Raw genomic sequence first — 16,623 nt, 5'->3', positions numbered from 1 at the left:
AATCGATGACAAGTTAATGTTTTTAGGCTTATTTACTGCTTTATATTGGTAACCTAAATTCGATAATTATTTAAAAGCTCTGCACCAATACTGCCTTAGCGTAATTCTCCCAACTGAACTGATCGGCCGTAACTTTCACGTTTTTGCGATCAATGGGATGGTCAATGAATTTCAGCATCTGCTCCGCCATGGAATCAATGTTTTCAGGCTCGGCCAAATAGCCATTGAAGCCCGGCTTTACCGTTTCGGGAAAATGCCCGACAGCCGTGGCCAATACCGGCAGATGAAAATTATAGGCGATGGACTCCACGCCCGAAGGCGTTGCCACCAAATAATAATTGCAAATGGCATCTGCTACCTGAAAATATTTGTGTACATCCTCATTGGGCACAAATTCATTGATGACTACTGTTTTGTCCTGTAATTTGTATTCATCGATCAATGCCAGCGGATTGTAATCTTCCTCATTGTCGCCCTTTTTTAGCACAAGGGATTTCGCCAGACCAAACAAGGATTTTTTTAATCGCGTGCTCCATTTTGTTTTGTCCAGCGTATTCCAAAAAGATTCGCCCACGATCAACAAAGAAACATCGTCCCGTTTTGCAGCCACTTTTGCAAATGCAGGAATCAACTGGTGCAGGCCCTTGTATTTTCTGATAAATCCAAAAAAGAGAAACACATGCTTTTTCAGGCCCAATTCCTTTTTCACTGCTTCCAGGTCAAAATTGGGGTCGGGCTGAAACATATCGTAAATCGGGTGGTACAATTTAATGACCGTTCGCGTTTCGCCAGAAGATCTTTCACCCGTCTCCGTAATATTGAATTTTTGATTGGGATACAATTCCTCCAATTCTTCTGCGCTTTTCAGGGAATGTACGATATAGCTGTGGGCTTTTTCCAATCCGTATTTCAAAAAGAAATTATCGATTGAACTGGCCTCTTTCTGTTTGACCAAATGCACATCAAAAAGCACTTCGATATTGGTATTGCGCATCAGCCAACGCGCCATCCAACCCATTGGCAAACCTTGCAGGGCAATGGCCCATTGAAAAATCACCTTATCTGGATTCAATGATTTTATAAAATCACAAGTCTTCTTCCAGCTCAGTGGATTGTTGTAATTGGTCAGGTAATCTACCGTGATGCCGGTTCCTTCCAGCAAATCCTTTTTACTGGCCTTATCGATAAAATCTCGGGGAATGATGGCGGGATATTGCTGTGTCCAGGAAACGATATGCACTTTGGTATTGGGCTGCTTGGCCAATGATTTCGCCAGCGAAGTATTGTAATTGGAAATACCGCCCTTAAACTGCGGCCCTGGCCCAAAACATACGATTGTCTTATCAGGCATTTTTTTTCTCCAGATTTTCTACCGCTTTGTCATACACCCTGCGCAGGCCTTCTTCAATGGAAATTTTAGGCTCCCAACCAAATTCATTTTTCACATAATCCATATTGGAATAGCGCGAATGAACGCCTACAGGCTTGTCCAGCAGCGGTTTGATTTCGGGTTTGTACCCTGCGAATTTTGTAAAGTATTCTATAATCTCAAGAAAACTAGTCAATCTGCCCTGACCGATATTTATAGCCCTGCCATCGGAAATATTGTCCAATGCCATTAGGATTGCATCAATACAGTCGTCAATATGCACAAAATCGCGGCCTTGCTTTCCGCTGCCCCAAACCTCGAAGGGATCTTCCTTGGCTGCTGCTCGGGCTGCAATGGCCGGAACGGGATAGGACAAATCCTGGTCTTCTCCATAACCGGAGAAAGGACGCACACAGGCCACGGAAATGCCATAATATTCAGCAGCAATCTGCGCCAGATATTCGCCAGTCAATTTTGACCAACCATAAGTCATATCGGGCTGTCCGAGGTTGCTGTGGAAATTGATATCACTTTCTTTCAATGCTACTGCATCTTTATCAGTTTGCAAATCAACAGGGTAAGCAGCACTGGAACTTGGGAACAAAACCCTGTCTGGCTTGTGGCGGCAGACCCAATAGAAAAATTCGGCATCAATGGCCAAATCGAGTGCCACCATCATGGGGTCGCCATCAATTTTAGCACGCCCTCCTACTATGGCCGCAAAATGAAAAACATCATTGAAAGTCTCAATTTCCAATCCGTAATCGTTCTTCAAAAAATTGCCATTTTCCATTAAATCCCTGAGAAATTTCCTGAAATCCTGCTTGAAAAACCAAATGCGCTCGTCTGCACCAATTAGCTCGGCATCCTTTACTTTTTTCGATTGAAAATCCTGTAACCATTCCGATGGATGTAGTCCAACAGAAAGATCGTCCACAATTATCAATGTTGCATCCGTAGTGTTGTAAAGGCGTTTGGTCAGATTTCGCCCCACAAATCCACAGGCACCTGAAACTAAATGAAACTTCTTCATGAATAAATTTGATTGAAATGATTTACTTTGTTCTTCCGCTTGGGATTTGGCAAAGCTAAGAATTTTAGGCATCATTATAATCTCATAAAGCAATCATCAAAGCAATGTGTTATGATAGAATTGAAAGTATTGGCTGTGGAGAAAATCAATGCAGCACAAAAAGTAAAAAATGCGCTGCTCAAAGAAACAGAACTGCTGGAAACCCTTCAAGAACTGGGCGCGCAAATCAAACAATGCTATGAAAAAGGCGGAAAAGTACTTTTTTGTGGAAATGGCGGAAGTGCCGCAGATGCCCAACATCTGGCCGCAGAACTAAGCGGACGATTTTATTTAGACCGCAAGCCACTTCACGCTGAAGCTCTGCACGTAAACACTTCATACCTCACCGCTACCGCCAATGATTATTCATTCGGGCAAGTCTATAGCCGACTGATAGAAGCCCAGGGCAAAAAAGGCGATATTTTGATTGGGCTCTCCACTTCGGGCAATTCCGAAAACGTGATAAAAGCATTGGAAAAAGCCAAAATGAAAGGCATGACTACTGCCGGATTTACCGGGGCATTCAACGGCCCAATGGAAGAGTACTGCGACTTCTTAATAAAAATCCCATCGCAGGACACGCCCCGCATTCAGGAAGGCCACATCCTGCTCGGGCATATTTTGTGCGAATGGGTGGAGGGTGCTTTGTTTGGGTAATCTCCAATGGGTCATGACCCATTGTTGGATAGTATGTCAAAACAGGAATGAAAGTTATTCGATGATTCGGACTTTTAGCATTGTTAATTATAAATATTTAATTGATGTAAAACTGGTAAAAAAGAGCTGATTTTTTTAACCATCGACAATAATCCCTGAAGGATCATATATTTTTATTCCATGGCCAGTGCTTTGGCAATGAGTACAGCTTTCACTTTGGTACTATTTTCGTTTCTTGATTTCTATCTTTCTAATTGCTTTTTCAAAGTCTCCTTCTCCTATGGTTTTTTGCCTATTCTCTTTAAATTTCCCGTATTCTCGCTCTGCATTTGCTTTTCCTAATTCGTGAGATATACTACCTGTATTTTTCAATATTTCTCGGTCGTTTAGTTTCAAATCCCATTTAATTTTTCAACCCAATCTTTCATATACATTGGCACTCTTCTCTGTGCCTGCCCTTGTGCAAAAATCAGATACTGTTCAACTAAATTGTTCAGTGCAGATAATTCTTCTTCATTGAGATAATTTTTTGCAATAGACACATCTGTCTTTCTGATTTGAGAACCTCTCCAAGTCGTTAACCCCATATTATCTTTGGAGCTATCTGCTCTTTCACTAATTATCTCTGCTGCCGTTTGGCCTGTAATTGCCCAATGTAGTTTGTTCTGAACAGTTTTGAAAAACTCAATGCTAATATCCAAAGTGGGGTCATAATCAACACTTGTTGCATAAATGTCCGTGATTTTCCGATAAAACCGTTTCTCTGAAGTACGAATATCTTGTATTCGCTTTTCCAATTCTTCAAAATAATCAAACGGTAAATCAGGGTTTTTCAAGCGTTCGTCATCAAGTACAAATCCTTTCACAATGTATTCTCGCAGGTGCTTGGTTGCCCATTGCCTGAATTTGGTTGCTATATGCGATTTTATGCGATATCCGACTGAAATAATGGCATCAAGGCTGTAAAAAACCTGCTTTCTTTTTACCTCTCGGCCTCCTTCTTTTTGAACTATTAAGAAATCCTTAATAGTTCGATTTTCCTCCAATTCACCTTCTTCAAATATGTTTTTGAGATGCATGTTTACATTGGGAACCGAAGTTTGGAATAATTCCGCCATCAATTTTTGAGTAAGCCAAACGGTTTCATCCTGAAAGCGAACGTCTAATTTTGTTTCTCCGTCCTCCGTTTGATAAATGATGATTTGGGATTTGTTTTCTTCCATTGTATAATGAATTGACTTTTAGCCCGGGATATTCAATACTCACGGAAAATGTAGGCTAAATTTTGTTTAATTCAAGCTAAAGATAGTAACCCTCCCTTTTTTCATGGAAATGCTCATCGTATTCTCGTGAATTGGGGAAAGGCAAGCTCTTTAATCCTCATACTTCCAAGATAAGAAATTTGAATAAAACTATAGCAAAATTGTCATTTGACAATTACATTTTCAAAAACCAACTTCCCTGCCTCCGCTCGCATCCTGCGAGTGGAAACTTTGTCAGCCGCTGGCTGATAATTCTATCCATTGACTAACATATTGAAATTTTCATTTCGGGTTTTCATTAGAGCAAGGCATCTGACTGTAGGAATCGGAATCCTATCGTTTCGCGATAGTTTAAATGAAATTTTATAACTTCAATTAAAACCACTTGCTTATAAAATCAAAAAAAACAACAGATATGAAACCAACAGTTACTCTATTTTCTGTATTGATTCAGCTTGTATTGATTATAGCAAGCTACAACTTTGCTTATAGCCAGGATTTGATTGACATTGAAGTAGGGAGCAATTATTTCGACCCTGATAGTGTCACCATAAATGTAGGGGATACGGTAAGATGGACCAATGTTTCGGGAAGTCACAATGTAAATGGCACCACAGGATCTTATCCCTCCAACCCCGAATCTTTTGGCAATTCAGTAGGATCTGGCTGGACTTATACATTTGTATTCTCTATAGCTGGAAATTATGATTATCACTGCGACCCTCATTTATTTGCGGGCATGACCGGGGTAATTACAGTGTTAGCTCCTGCAACTCCTTCAGAGATAGATTCCGTTACAGCAGATGTGAATGATGTTTGCCCCGAAACAAGCGTAACACTTACTGCACATGGAGTTGTGGAAGGCGATGGCGCTACCCTCACCTGGTATGATGGGCCGGGAGGAAACGGAAATAACCTGGATACAACCAATCCACTTGTGGTCAATCCGGGAGCTACTACAACCTACTATGCACGATTAGATGGCAGTGCCAATACCGTTGAAGACTCCGTTACCGTAAACGTATTGCCGAAAGACGATGCTTCCTTCAGCTACAGCAGTGGCTTCTTTTGCCTGACAGGAAGTGACCCCACTCCTACCATCAATGGCACAAGCGGAGGCGTATTTTCCGGAGACAATAATTTATCCATAAATTCAACTACAGGTGAAATAGACCTGCAAGCCAGCGGTGCCGGTAATTATGAAGTAATGTACAGAACCCTGGGCGTTTGTCCGGACACCGCCTATTTTGATATTGTGATCAATACCACACCAGATGCAGGATTTAGCTATACAGGATCGCCCTTTTGTGGCGGCCCGGGAGCAGGCATAGCTACAATTACATTAGACAGCGGTGCAAGTGCAGGCAATTTTTCAAGTTCTGCCGGATTAATTATTGATGCAGCTACCGGAACTGTCAATATATCTTCCAGTGCATTAGGAACCTATATCGTTACCAATGAAATCGTAGCTTCAGGTGGATGCCCGGCTGCATCCGCCTCGGACACCATTGTGATAGCCCAAATTTATAGTTTGGCAGAGGATGTCAGCATTTGCCAGGGCGAATCCTATACTTTTCCCGATGGGAATATTGGTATGACAGATTCAGTTTATACCAGCCTGCTCACCAGTTCAATGGGCTGCGACAGCACGATCACAACAACATTAACTGTTGAGCAAATTGACAAAACAGTCAATATGAACAATATCACTGCTACTGCCAATGAAACCGGAGCCACCTATCAATGGCTGGATTGCGACAACAATACTGAAATCCAGGGTGAAACGGGACAGGCTTTTACCGCAAGTACAAGTGGAAATTATGCAGTAGCCATCAACAAGAACAATTGCAGCGATACTTCCGATTGTGTAAATATTACTGTAATCGGAATTGATGAAAATACACTGATAGAAAAAATTGCAGTTTACCCCAATCCCAGTTCTGGTGATTTTGTACTTGAAGTAAAAGACATCTCCGGAAACATCCATTATGAAGTCACCGACCTTTCGGGCAAAGTGATTTTGCCACAAATACAGGTACAGCAAAAAAACACTTCTGTTTCACTTGATGCTGCCGCAGGTTTGTACTTTTTGAATATTTATTCTAAAAATGGAAGGACGAGTTTTAAGTTGCTTGTAAAATGATTCAAGCCTGAAGTTTATTTGCAAGCCAAATATTGTACAACCTGTCAGCTAAAACAGGGTTTGCTTTGTTAAATGCCTCAAGCATATCCCTGCATTTTTGCAATGCTGTTTTCAATGTTTTTTTATCACTAGAAACGATAAGTGCCTGATAAAACAACTTAAAGATTTGCGCCAGTTCTATGTTATTATAAAAACTCAATTTTTCCTTCCCCTTTCGGTGAAAGTACCTGATAAAATTATCTGTCTCCCTGATGCCTGATTCATAATCCTTAAGCATATAGGGCAATATGCAATAGATAAAGCGAAAATACTGGTATTCGGATTCCGGCCTTTTGCCCAATTGCCGGGGAATTTCTGATAGTACTCCATCATAATCATTATTGAAAATATGGCAAAAACACAGCAATCCCTTAAACCTGAAATGAACCCGCTGATTTTTGTCTATCTCTTTTTGGTATTTTTTAATCAAATCAATGACTATCTTGTATTTCCTCAATTTCATCAGCGTGCTGCAATAATTGAACAGAACATCCAACCTGACCTGTAGTTTCTTTTCAGAGGCAAAATCAAGTCCCTCTTTATGGTATTTTGCAGCTTTGCTCCATTTTCCCTCAAGCATATAGCTTCCGGCCAAAATTGCATAGGCATCCACTACTTTTAGCGGATAAACAACTTTCAATTTGAGTATATTCTTCAATGCTTTATGTGCAAAAGCAATTTTTTCGTTTCCGCTTGCCTGGTGATAATTTCCAACTTGCTCTATAAACTCTATATAGTTATTGGAAATTCTTTCTATATCCTTGTCGGGGCCAATATTAGTTTGCTTTAGACGAACGCCATATGAATTCAGGAAATCTTCCATGGCAACTTTGCCCTGCTGGTTCAGTGCTGTTTGTGTACGGTACCAGGTTTTAATATTATCAATATCCTCTGTCAACAACCGATGCGTTTCATTAAAAACATCTGCATTTAATTCCCGACAGCTCATCAGGTAATTGAAGTAATCCCGGTTGATGCGATGTGCATTGAAAAAATCATATTGTTCATGGGCAATTTTCAACGATTTGTAGTAAAGACTTTCATACTCACTCAACAAACCACGCTCTCGGTATGATTTAAGCAAATGATACTGTTGTAATGCAGGGTTATTTTTCAGTTCATTGGTATAGCTGCTTTCCTCAAGCAAGCCATGTATTTTTTCAGTGAGTAATCTTATCTCATTTCTCAACAGATAATCCTTCCCGGAATTATATTCACTTTTGAAAACTTTCTGAAACAAATCAGGCTTTTCGGGCAATATTTGGTCCTTACTCAATGAGGATAATGCAATATTCAGCAATTTTTCGAGGCTATGTCGATTCTGCTTTTTTATCACATTTCGCAATTGCTGCCGCTCAGAATTGTTCAGGGATTTCAATAAACGCAAGGCTTTTAATTTTTTCATACTCAGTAGTTTTTAATTTGTTTTCCTCACAATCCCGAAAAATTGTTTTGATCAAGTGCTTAATACATAGTGTAATTTTGACTAAATTAAATGGAAAAACCAAAATTCAGTATTTCCAACTATTACCATTAGGTCCTATTGATTTTTTAAAATCCTCACTAAAAAAACCAGGTTATGAAAAGCATTTTGATTACACTTCTGGCAGTATTTGTTTCTTTGCTTCCTGCCCAGGAAAACACTTTTCAGGCTCCATGTCTGTACGATCAGTTAGAAGCAGAATTTAAAGCAGAAGAACCCGAGGCATATGCACTGTACCAACTTGCACACCAAAGAGCTGCGGCAGAACTTGCAGTAAAACAACAAAGTAAACGCAGCACACCCGCAACGGCAAGCTGCCCCGATGGCATACGTATCATCCCCCTCTACATCCATATTCTACACAATGGAGGCAATGCAAATGTAGCTGGTGACAATAATTTTACAACAGCAGAAATACAAACTGCCATAGATCAACTGAATATGCACTACCAGGGGACACATCCAAATCTAAACAGGGTTCAGGATCAATTCTGGGCCAATGGAAGTGCAAGTGCCAATACCTGTATTCAATTTTGCTGGAACAATAATGACCTGAACCGTGTGAATTTAAACATGGCGCCTTTTAATGCTACAGTGATTGATCCTAACAACAGGATAATCAGCGGACAAGATATGGTAGCTTCACCGATAAAAAATCGTTGTCAGTACCTAAACCTATATATCGGAAACTATGGTATTGGAATAGCCGGAGGAGGTCTTCTGGGCTATGCCCGTAATCTTTTTCATTCAGGAGTAGGAGTCAGAATTGATGACAATGCTTTTATTCCGGGAGGCCTGATAACAAACCCTATAGTTAATTTAGGAACGACCTTGACCCACGAAATTGGACATTTATTAGGACTTTCACATATCTGGGGCAAAACCAATATTGCAAATTGGAATCTTTTAACGCCCGCAACTTTCTGTGGCATAGATGATGGTTTTTCAGACACCCCCTTGCATGGACGCCCGAGTTCCGGTCCCGGAGCGGGTGTGCCCAATTATGTTCAAAACGAAGTTGTCACACATTGTGGCAATACTATAATGTGGACCAATTTTATGGATTACAGCAGCAAGCCCTGGACCGTAAACTTTACACATGAACAAGTAGCCTATATGAAGCTGTATCTCAAACAGGCTGAAAACTTGCTGCCCTTTGCAAATAACCTTAATCCTCCATGCAATTCAACAGGCGGAGTACTGAATGGTGAATCCAAATGCAATCAGGGAGCACTGGCCTGTGCAGCACTGCTCATCAATATCCCACATGATACTTTGCGCATTTGCGGTACAGACACCATTAATCTAAATCAGTACACCCAAAACTGGAATTACAATACAAACGTAAGCCCTACAACCGAATATTCATGGCACATAGGAAGCCTGACCGGCCCATTGGTTGAATTTCCTGCAAAAGCTGTTGTAAGCGGCAATTCACCCATCTGCAAACCGGACACCATTGAATATTGGCTTAACATCAATTGCAGTACCAGCGGTACCAAACAAATGGGTGGAAAAGTGGTTGTCCTGTCCTACCTGACTCCTGAACAATTATTGGCCAGGTACTTGAAAAACGGGGATTGTGATACCGGCCCCGGCCCCGAATTTTCAGCAGCCGACCTTGCTGCCAACTGTGATGATTACATCACTTTTACTCCACATAGCAATCCTACTTTTCCCACTACGGTTTCTGGAGAAATTGTCTATACAGTTGATTTCGATTCCACTGTGGTAGGTCCATGCTGCAGCCAGCCCTGCTCACGTATTGATACAGCCCAGTATCGTTGCGAAATGACTCCCGGACAGTGCCCGGGCGTGGCATTTTCAGGAGGCAACATGAATGTACTTACACCTTGTCCCGACTACAATTTTGAGGATGGATTTCAATACTATGAAAATACGCTCATCAGTCTTTTTGACCCCAATGGATATGTAAATGATATCTATTACTTTTCAGACCCTGAGCGCTCAGTGCCATTTGATGAAAACCGGGATTATACCTATGACGGAGATGGCTGTGGATTTGGAAGCAATGTTTTTATCTATACTTCGCTGGGCTGTGACACCAGTGGAAATGGCGTGCCGAATGGTTATATCCCCCTGGGTACAGTAACCCTGCACGACCCGGCTCCTTTTCCAGAAGCACCTTCAATATCCTATATCATTAACGGGGATATGGATTGTATCTATGAAATTGTCCCGGCCTGTCCTTTGGATGATGTAACCCCAAACCCGCTTCCGGTAGAAACCTGTGGAAGCACGGGAAGCGATATAAGCTTTAGCGTTCTAAGTTTTTTTGACTGTGAAAAAAGTTTTGTGGTTAAAAAACCTGACTGCCCTGCATGTACACCACAAAACGAATGTGTCAGCAGTACTTTTACAGGAGGTAGTGAGTCCATTTGTTCTGGCAGCACACTTTCAGGTGGTTTTCCCGATCTGGGCATATCGGATGCCAGTTTGTTTTCAGAAATTATTTGGACTGACCGGCCTATAGAAATGCAGGGAGTAAATACTTATCCTGAGGAACCAGATGATTTGCCTGGCTACAATGGGCCAACGCTTAATTCCAATCCCTCCACTGGCTTACCCGAAACACAGGTTTATTTTGCCTATGCAATTTGCGATCATGACAATGACCCATCCACTCCTGCTGTATATCAAATGCTGGGGGGATATGAGATTACCATTGAACCTGTTCCTGATGCACGCATTACGCCTGTTTGCCTTAATAACGATTCACAGAATTTCTACATCGAAATAGAGTTACATTCCAATGCCCAATCCAATACATTTACCGCCACCAATGACTACAATGCCGACTTTGTATCATTCAATGCTCCGGGAACAAAAACACTTGGTCCATTCCCCAATGGCACCGACATCATTGTTGACTTTGCCATTGATGGTGGTTGTTCCATAAGCAAAACTTTTAACACAGGTTGTACCAGTGCCTATTGCAGCACTCCTGAATTGAATTACACCGACACCTGTATATTGAATTCCGCAAATAATCAGACCGAATACTGGATCAAGGGCAGTATTACCGGAAACACAATCGGTTATCTTTTTGAAATAACCAATAATGTGAGCAATGACACATTCTATGCAAGCATGAACGAACCAAATGTGTATATCGGTCCTTTTCCCTCCTCTCAAAATGTGGAGGTCACAGCTACAAACTACGGCAACAGGCAATGTTTCAGTACAGATGAAATTATCCCGGTTTCCGAATGTTCGGCAAACAATATTGACCTGCCCGAACAATCTGAAATTAAAATATACCCGAATCCTGCCGATGGATATATTAACATTGAAATCCCTTCTGAAGTAGCAGCAATACCAATTACAATACAGTTGTTTGATGTGATTGGCAAAGAGCTCGCTCAACATTTAATGGAGAAAGGAGAAAAAACCATCAGTATCCCTTTGACTGATTTTAGTTCCGGGATATACCTAATGAGGATATCTGCTCAGGAAAATCAAAAATACAACCAGGTACTGCGTTTCGTGAAAAGATAAGCCAAGTTTTTCAATCCAGGACTTGCAATCCTGTTTTGGAGAGTCATCCGATGACTGCACCCAATTGATGATTCCAAACTCAAAATACTGCGAATAGCTTATGAGCCATAGTCATCGGATGACTCACGTTTACCAAAGCCGTTCAATATGAGCTTCATCAATCACAGCATAGGATTCCTCCATGAATTTATTTTCATCAAAACCTATAAGCTGCATTGCCAAATTGCAATTGCAAAGGGTTCCGCTCCTCAAACCCGCATAATCTCGAAAAGATGAGAACTCCCAATCCTCCAAACGCTTTACAAGACCTGCCCTCATCGGGTTTTGATGTATATAGTTGAAACATATGAAAGGATAATTTTCATCAGATGAATTCAATGCTTTGGCTTTTGTTTTTTGTTGAAAGACAGACCCTGTAACGTTTTGCTGTTTTTGAATTGCACGTGTGTAAGATCTGAGTATAACAGCAATAGCCATTGAAATAGGATGTTGCGACTTTTCCTTATTTATCGGGCGATTTTTAGAAACACCATCAATATTCTTACTGGTATAAACCAAAAAATGAAAATGATTGGGCATTAGACAATATGCCAGCAAACCACAATGTGGCATAAGATGTTTTCTAACCTTCCTTAAAAAGTATAAATAATTCTCTCTTTTGAAGAATACAGTTTGCTTGTTATTGCCACGGTTGTATATATGGTAAATCTCGTTGTCAGTAAATCGCATGATTTGAAGATAAGTATATTTTGATATTTAACATAGCTAGCTAAAGAATTGAAAATATCCTTCAACTCCCCAATTAAAAGAAAGTCATTTGATTGATTTGTATTGAATAACAGTTTCAGTAATCAGTCGACATAAAATCGATGACTGCCCACATCTGATTAGAAAGTAATTCTTGCTGCAGTAGGAGTATTCAAGAAAAAGACCATGCCATAGTCATCCGATGACTGCACCCAATTGATCTTTCTAAACTCAAAATACTGTAGAATAGTCTATGAGCCATAGTCATCGGATGACTCACGTTTACCAAAAGCCCCCACTCCTGTTTCCCCAGCAGTAAAGCAACCTCAAATTACCAAGCCCCTCCTTGCCAAAAAATCAAACTTATTTAGACCCATTCTTAACTACTCACTTATCCTCAACATTGTTGGTGGTTTTTGTATTAATAAGGTAATTTTGCAGCAGTGTAAAAAAACAAAAGATGAGTTTGGTCAACAGTACTATTGGTAAAAAACTTTGGATGGCATTGACAGGGCTTTTCCTGTGTGTCTTTCTGATCGGTCACCTGGCCGGCAATCTGCAATTGTTCATACCCGGAGAAGCCGGACGCCTGCAATTCAATGAATATGCAAAATTCATGACCAGCAATCCGGTGATTAGGATTCTGTCTATTGTCACCTTTGCAAGTGTTATCCTTCACGTGGTAGATGCAGCAATCTTGTCAAGAAAAAACAGAGCTGCAAGACCTGTAAAATACAACTACAGCAAAGCCAGTGAAAACAGCCTTTGGTCTTCCCGCAACATGGGCATCCTCGGTACGCTGATCCTGGCTTTTATTGTTTTGCACCTTTCCAATTTCTGGTACAAAACACATTTTGGCGGTCTGGAGATGGATGCCAATGGCAACAAAGACCTGTATGCAGCGGTAATGTTCTCTTTTGACAAGTTGTGGTATGTAGTGGTTTATGTGCTGGCTATGATCCCCATCGGGTTTCACCTGGTGCATGGATTCCAAAGTGGCTTCCAGACCCTGGGCATCAACCATTCAAAATACAGTCCGCTGATCAAAAAATTCGGTTTGTTGTTCGCAGTGATCATACCGGTGGCATTTGCGCTTATCCCGGTGAATTTATATTTGGGAAATCCCATAGGCCAACTGCTTTTTAATTAAAGTCGGCAATTGAACAAAAAATTACAGATTTACAACCCGGAAACAAACACCGGGCGATAAATGAAAAAACAAGCAAATGAGTTTAAATTCAAAAATTCCCGAAGGCCCGATAGATAAAAAATGGACCAATCATAAAAACAATATCCGACTGGTCAATCCGGCCAATAAACGCTCAATTGATATAATCGTAATAGGTACAGGGCTGGCCGGAGCTTCTGCTGCCGCTTCGCTTGCAGAATTGGGCTACAATGTAAAATCATTCTGCTTCCAGGATTCTCCGCGCAGGGCGCACTCCATTGCAGCACAGGGCGGAATCAATGCAGCCAAGAATTACCAGAATGACGGGGATTCCACCTATCGCTTGTTTTACGACACCGTAAAAGGTGGCGACTACCGCTCTCGCGAAGCCAATGTTTACAGATTGGCAGAAGTTTCTGCAAACATTATCGATCAATGTGTAGCACAGGGCGTGCCATTTGCCAGGGAATACGGTGGCTTGTTGGACAATCGTTCTTTCGGTGGTGTTCAAGTTTCAAGAACTTTTTATGCCAAAGGACAAACCGGACAGCAATTGTTGCTGGGTGCATACTCGGCCATGTCCCGTCAAATTTCCAAGGGAAAAATAAAAATGTACAATCGCCACGAAATGCTAGACATAGTAAAAGTGGACGGTAAAGCCAGAGGTATAATCGCAAGGAATTTAATTACTGGAGAAATAGAAAGACATTCAGGTCATGCCGTGGTATTGTGCTCCGGTGGATATGGAAACGTGTTTTTCCTTTCGACCAATGCAATGGGCTCAAACGTAACGGCTACCTGGAAAGCACATAAAAAAGGTGCCTATTTTGCCAATCCATGTTTTACGCAAATCCACCCAACTTGCATTCCCGTATCTGGTGACTATCAGTCAAAATTGACTTTGATGTCGGAATCCTTGAGAAACGATGGAAGAATTTGGGTGCCCAAAAACAAGGAAGATGTTGAAGGAATCAGAAATGGATCAGTAAAGCCTGAAAAAATAAAAGAAGAAGATCGCGATTATTATTTGGAAAGAAGATATCCAGCTTTTGGAAATTTAGTACCTCGTGATGTTGCCTCCAGAGCGGCCAAAGAAAGATGTGATGCTGGCTTTGGCGTGAACAAAACAGGACAGGCAGTTTTCTTGGATTTTGCTGCGGCCATTGAGCGCTACGGAAAAATCGAAGCCAACACCAAAGGATTGAATCCCGATGACAAGGCGCTGGTAAAAGAGTTGGGGACAGAAGTAGTAAAAGCCAAATACGGCAACTTGTTTCAGATGTATGAAAAAATCACGGACGACAATCCATACGTAACACCTATGAAAATTTACCCTGCAGTGCATTATACTATGGGCGGCATTTGGGTAGATTACAATTTAATGACCACCATTCCCGGCTGTTTTGCCTGTGGCGAGGCCAATTTTTCCGATCACGGAGCCAACAGGCTTGGTGCTTCTGCATTGATGCAGGGACTGGCCGATGGTTATTTTGTGATCCCCTATACCATTGGTGATTATCTGGCGGATGATATCAGAACTGGTGAAATACCAACTAATACTGCCGAATTTGACGAAGCTGAAAATGAAGTGAAAGCCCGTCTTGAAAAACTTTCCGCCATCAATGGAAAACGCAGCGTAGATTTTTTCCACAAAGCACTGGGACACATCATGTGGGAATATTGCGGAATGGCCAGAAATGAAGAAGGCTTGAAAAAGGCCATTTCAGAAATTCAAAAATTGAGAAAGGAATTTTGGGAAGATGTAAAAGTCTCAGGCGAGCTGAATGAGTTCAATCCAGAATTGGAAAAAGCCGGTCGTGTTGCAGATTTCCTCGAATTGGGAGAGCTGATGTGCATAGATGCATTGAACAGAAATGAATCCTGTGGCGGGCACTTCCGTGAAGAATCACAAACAGAAGAAGGAGAGGCCAAGAGGAATGATGCTGAATATACTTTTGTATCTGCCTGGGAATATACGGGAACACCCGAGCAGCCTAAATTGAATAAAGAAGAATTGACGTACGAAAATATTGAACTGAAACAGAGGAGTTATAAGTAGTTGATTAGCAGACTAGTTGACTAGAGATTTAGTTTACTAGATGATTCGTTTACTTGTTGGCAAATAAATGACAATAACGAATTTCATTTAATAACTAATAAATTATATTACCATATTTAAACCCGCATTATGCAATTGAAAAGTAATTGCATAATTTGACGAATGAAAATCAATAACTTATCATGAAATGGAGATTTTCATTGTCAGGGTTAAATCGTACAAAGAATCAAAAATGCTGAACAGCTTTTTAAATAAACTGAAATAAATACTAGTCAACTAATCAAGCAGTTTGCTAGTCAACTAAAATAACACAGCAATGAATTTGACACTAAAAGTTTGGAGACAGAAAAATACAGAAGACAATGGAAAAATGGCTGAATACCAGCTTAGTGATATTTCCCCCGATATGTCTTTTCTGGAAATGATGGATGTGCTCAACGAGCAACTGATCAATAAAGGGGATGACCCAATAGCTTTTGATCACGATTGTCGTGAAGGGATTTGTGGATCCTGTAGTATGTTTATCAATGGCAGGCCACATGGGCCGGGCGAGCTGATCACCACCTGTCAGTTGCATATGCGCAGTTTTAAAGATGGCGATACCATATATATTGAACCCTGGAGGGCCAAAGCTTTTCCCGTAATTAAAGACCTGGTAGTAGATCGTTCTTCATTTGACCGCATTATCCAGGCAGGAGGTTATGTTTCCGTAAACACCAGTGGAAACAGCCAGGATGCCAATGCACTTCCAGTGCAAAAAGAAAATGCCGATAAGGCTTTTGATGCAGCCACCTGTATAGGTTGTGGTGCCTGTGTTGCAGCTTGCAAAAATTCATCGGCTTCATTGTTTGTTTCTGCCAAGATCAGTCAGTTGGCACTATTGCCACAGGGAAAGATTGAAGCAGAAAAACGAGTGCTGAGCATGGTTGGCCAAATGGACAAGGAAGGATTTGGTAGCTGTACCAATACCGGTGCCTGTGAAGCGGAATGTCCGAAAGGAATTTCCCTGGAAAACATCGCACGTATGAACCGCGAGTTCTATAAAGCCACTGTTGTATCGGAGGAATAAAGGGATGAAAAACTGAATTGCAAAAAGTGTAGGGGG

12 protein-coding genes are annotated in these 16,623 nt (G+C 41.2%); 6 read left to right on the top strand and 6 right to left on the bottom strand.

The annotated features are described in order from the left end of the window. Positions 1-70 precede the first annotated feature (70 nt). On the bottom strand, positions 71-1,351 hold the full coding sequence (locus tag WD048_16070; protein MEX0813736.1) for a glycosyltransferase: 1,281 nt from the start codon (positions 1,349-1,351) through the stop codon (positions 71-73). Further along, on the bottom strand, positions 1,344-2,402 hold the full coding sequence (locus tag WD048_16065) for an NAD-dependent epimerase/dehydratase family protein (GenBank protein MEX0813735.1): 1,059 nt from the start codon (positions 2,400-2,402) through the stop codon (positions 1,344-1,346). The genes WD048_16070 and WD048_16065 overlap by 8 nt, the downstream gene beginning before the upstream one ends. 111 nt (positions 2,403-2,513) lie before the next feature. Here WD048_16065 and WD048_16060 point away from each other — a divergent pair, with 111 nt between their 5' ends. Continuing rightward, positions 2,514-3,098 carry a D-sedoheptulose 7-phosphate isomerase gene (locus WD048_16060; protein ID MEX0813734.1) on the top strand — a complete coding sequence of 195 codons (585 nt, stop codon included), beginning with the start codon at positions 2,514-2,516 and terminating at the stop codon, positions 3,096-3,098. 222 nt (positions 3,099-3,320) lie between these two features. Here the strand turns inward: WD048_16060 and WD048_16055 are convergent, their stop codons facing one another. Both WD048_16055 and WD048_16050 read right to left on the bottom strand, forming a co-directional pair. After that, positions 3,321-3,494 carry a hypothetical protein gene (locus WD048_16055; protein ID MEX0813733.1) on the bottom strand — a complete coding sequence of 58 codons (174 nt, stop codon included), beginning with the start codon at positions 3,492-3,494 and terminating at the stop codon, positions 3,321-3,323. Beyond that, positions 3,491-4,321: a virulence RhuM family protein gene (locus tag WD048_16050; GenBank protein MEX0813732.1), complete on the bottom strand. Its 831-nt coding sequence runs from the start codon at positions 4,319-4,321 to the stop codon at positions 3,491-3,493. The genes WD048_16055 and WD048_16050 overlap by 4 nt, the downstream gene beginning before the upstream one ends. Before the next feature lie 454 nt (positions 4,322-4,775). Between WD048_16050 and WD048_16045 the strand changes: the two genes are divergently transcribed. Next, positions 4,776-6,503 (top strand): plastocyanin/azurin family copper-binding protein, encoded by a 1,728-nt coding sequence (locus WD048_16045; GenBank protein ID MEX0813731.1) that lies wholly within the window; start codon positions 4,776-4,778, stop codon positions 6,501-6,503. Between the two features lies 1 nt (position 6,504). Here the strand turns inward: WD048_16045 and WD048_16040 are convergent, their stop codons facing one another. After that, on the bottom strand, positions 6,505-7,947 hold the full coding sequence (locus tag WD048_16040) for a hypothetical protein (protein ID MEX0813730.1): 1,443 nt from the start codon (positions 7,945-7,947) through the stop codon (positions 6,505-6,507). 174 nt (positions 7,948-8,121) lie between these two features. Between WD048_16040 and WD048_16035 the strand changes: the two genes are divergently transcribed. Continuing rightward, the gene (locus WD048_16035) at positions 8,122-11,544 is read left to right on the top strand and encodes a zinc-dependent metalloprotease (GenBank protein ID MEX0813729.1); all 3,423 of its coding nucleotides are present in this window, start codon (positions 8,122-8,124) and stop codon (positions 11,542-11,544) included. Between the two features lie 129 nt (positions 11,545-11,673). Here WD048_16035 and WD048_16030 read toward each other — a convergent pair whose 3' ends face one another. Continuing rightward, on the bottom strand, positions 11,674-12,273 hold the full coding sequence (locus WD048_16030) for a hypothetical protein (protein ID MEX0813728.1): 600 nt from the start codon (positions 12,271-12,273) through the stop codon (positions 11,674-11,676). Between the two features lie 478 nt (positions 12,274-12,751). Between WD048_16030 and WD048_16025 the strand changes: the two genes are divergently transcribed. From WD048_16025 to WD048_16015, 3 genes are all read left to right on the top strand, one after another. Next, positions 12,752-13,441: a succinate dehydrogenase cytochrome b subunit gene (locus tag WD048_16025; GenBank protein ID MEX0813727.1), complete on the top strand. Its 690-nt coding sequence runs from the start codon at positions 12,752-12,754 to the stop codon at positions 13,439-13,441. Between the two features lie 76 nt (positions 13,442-13,517). Next, positions 13,518-15,518 (top strand): fumarate reductase/succinate dehydrogenase flavoprotein subunit, encoded by a 2,001-nt coding sequence (locus WD048_16020; protein MEX0813726.1) that lies wholly within the window; start codon positions 13,518-13,520, stop codon positions 15,516-15,518. A gap of 316 nt (positions 15,519-15,834) precedes the next feature. Continuing rightward, positions 15,835-16,587: a succinate dehydrogenase/fumarate reductase iron-sulfur subunit gene (locus WD048_16015; GenBank protein MEX0813725.1), complete on the top strand. Its 753-nt coding sequence runs from the start codon at positions 15,835-15,837 to the stop codon at positions 16,585-16,587. The last annotated feature ends 36 nt before the right edge of the window (positions 16,588-16,623 follow it).

Source organism: Chitinophagales bacterium (assembly GCA_040877935.1).
GTDB lineage: Bacteria > Bacteroidota > Bacteroidia > Chitinophagales > CAIOSU01 > JBBDNB01.
Note: the sequence above shows the minus strand (reverse complement) of the source record. Positions and strands in the feature narration are given on the sequence as shown.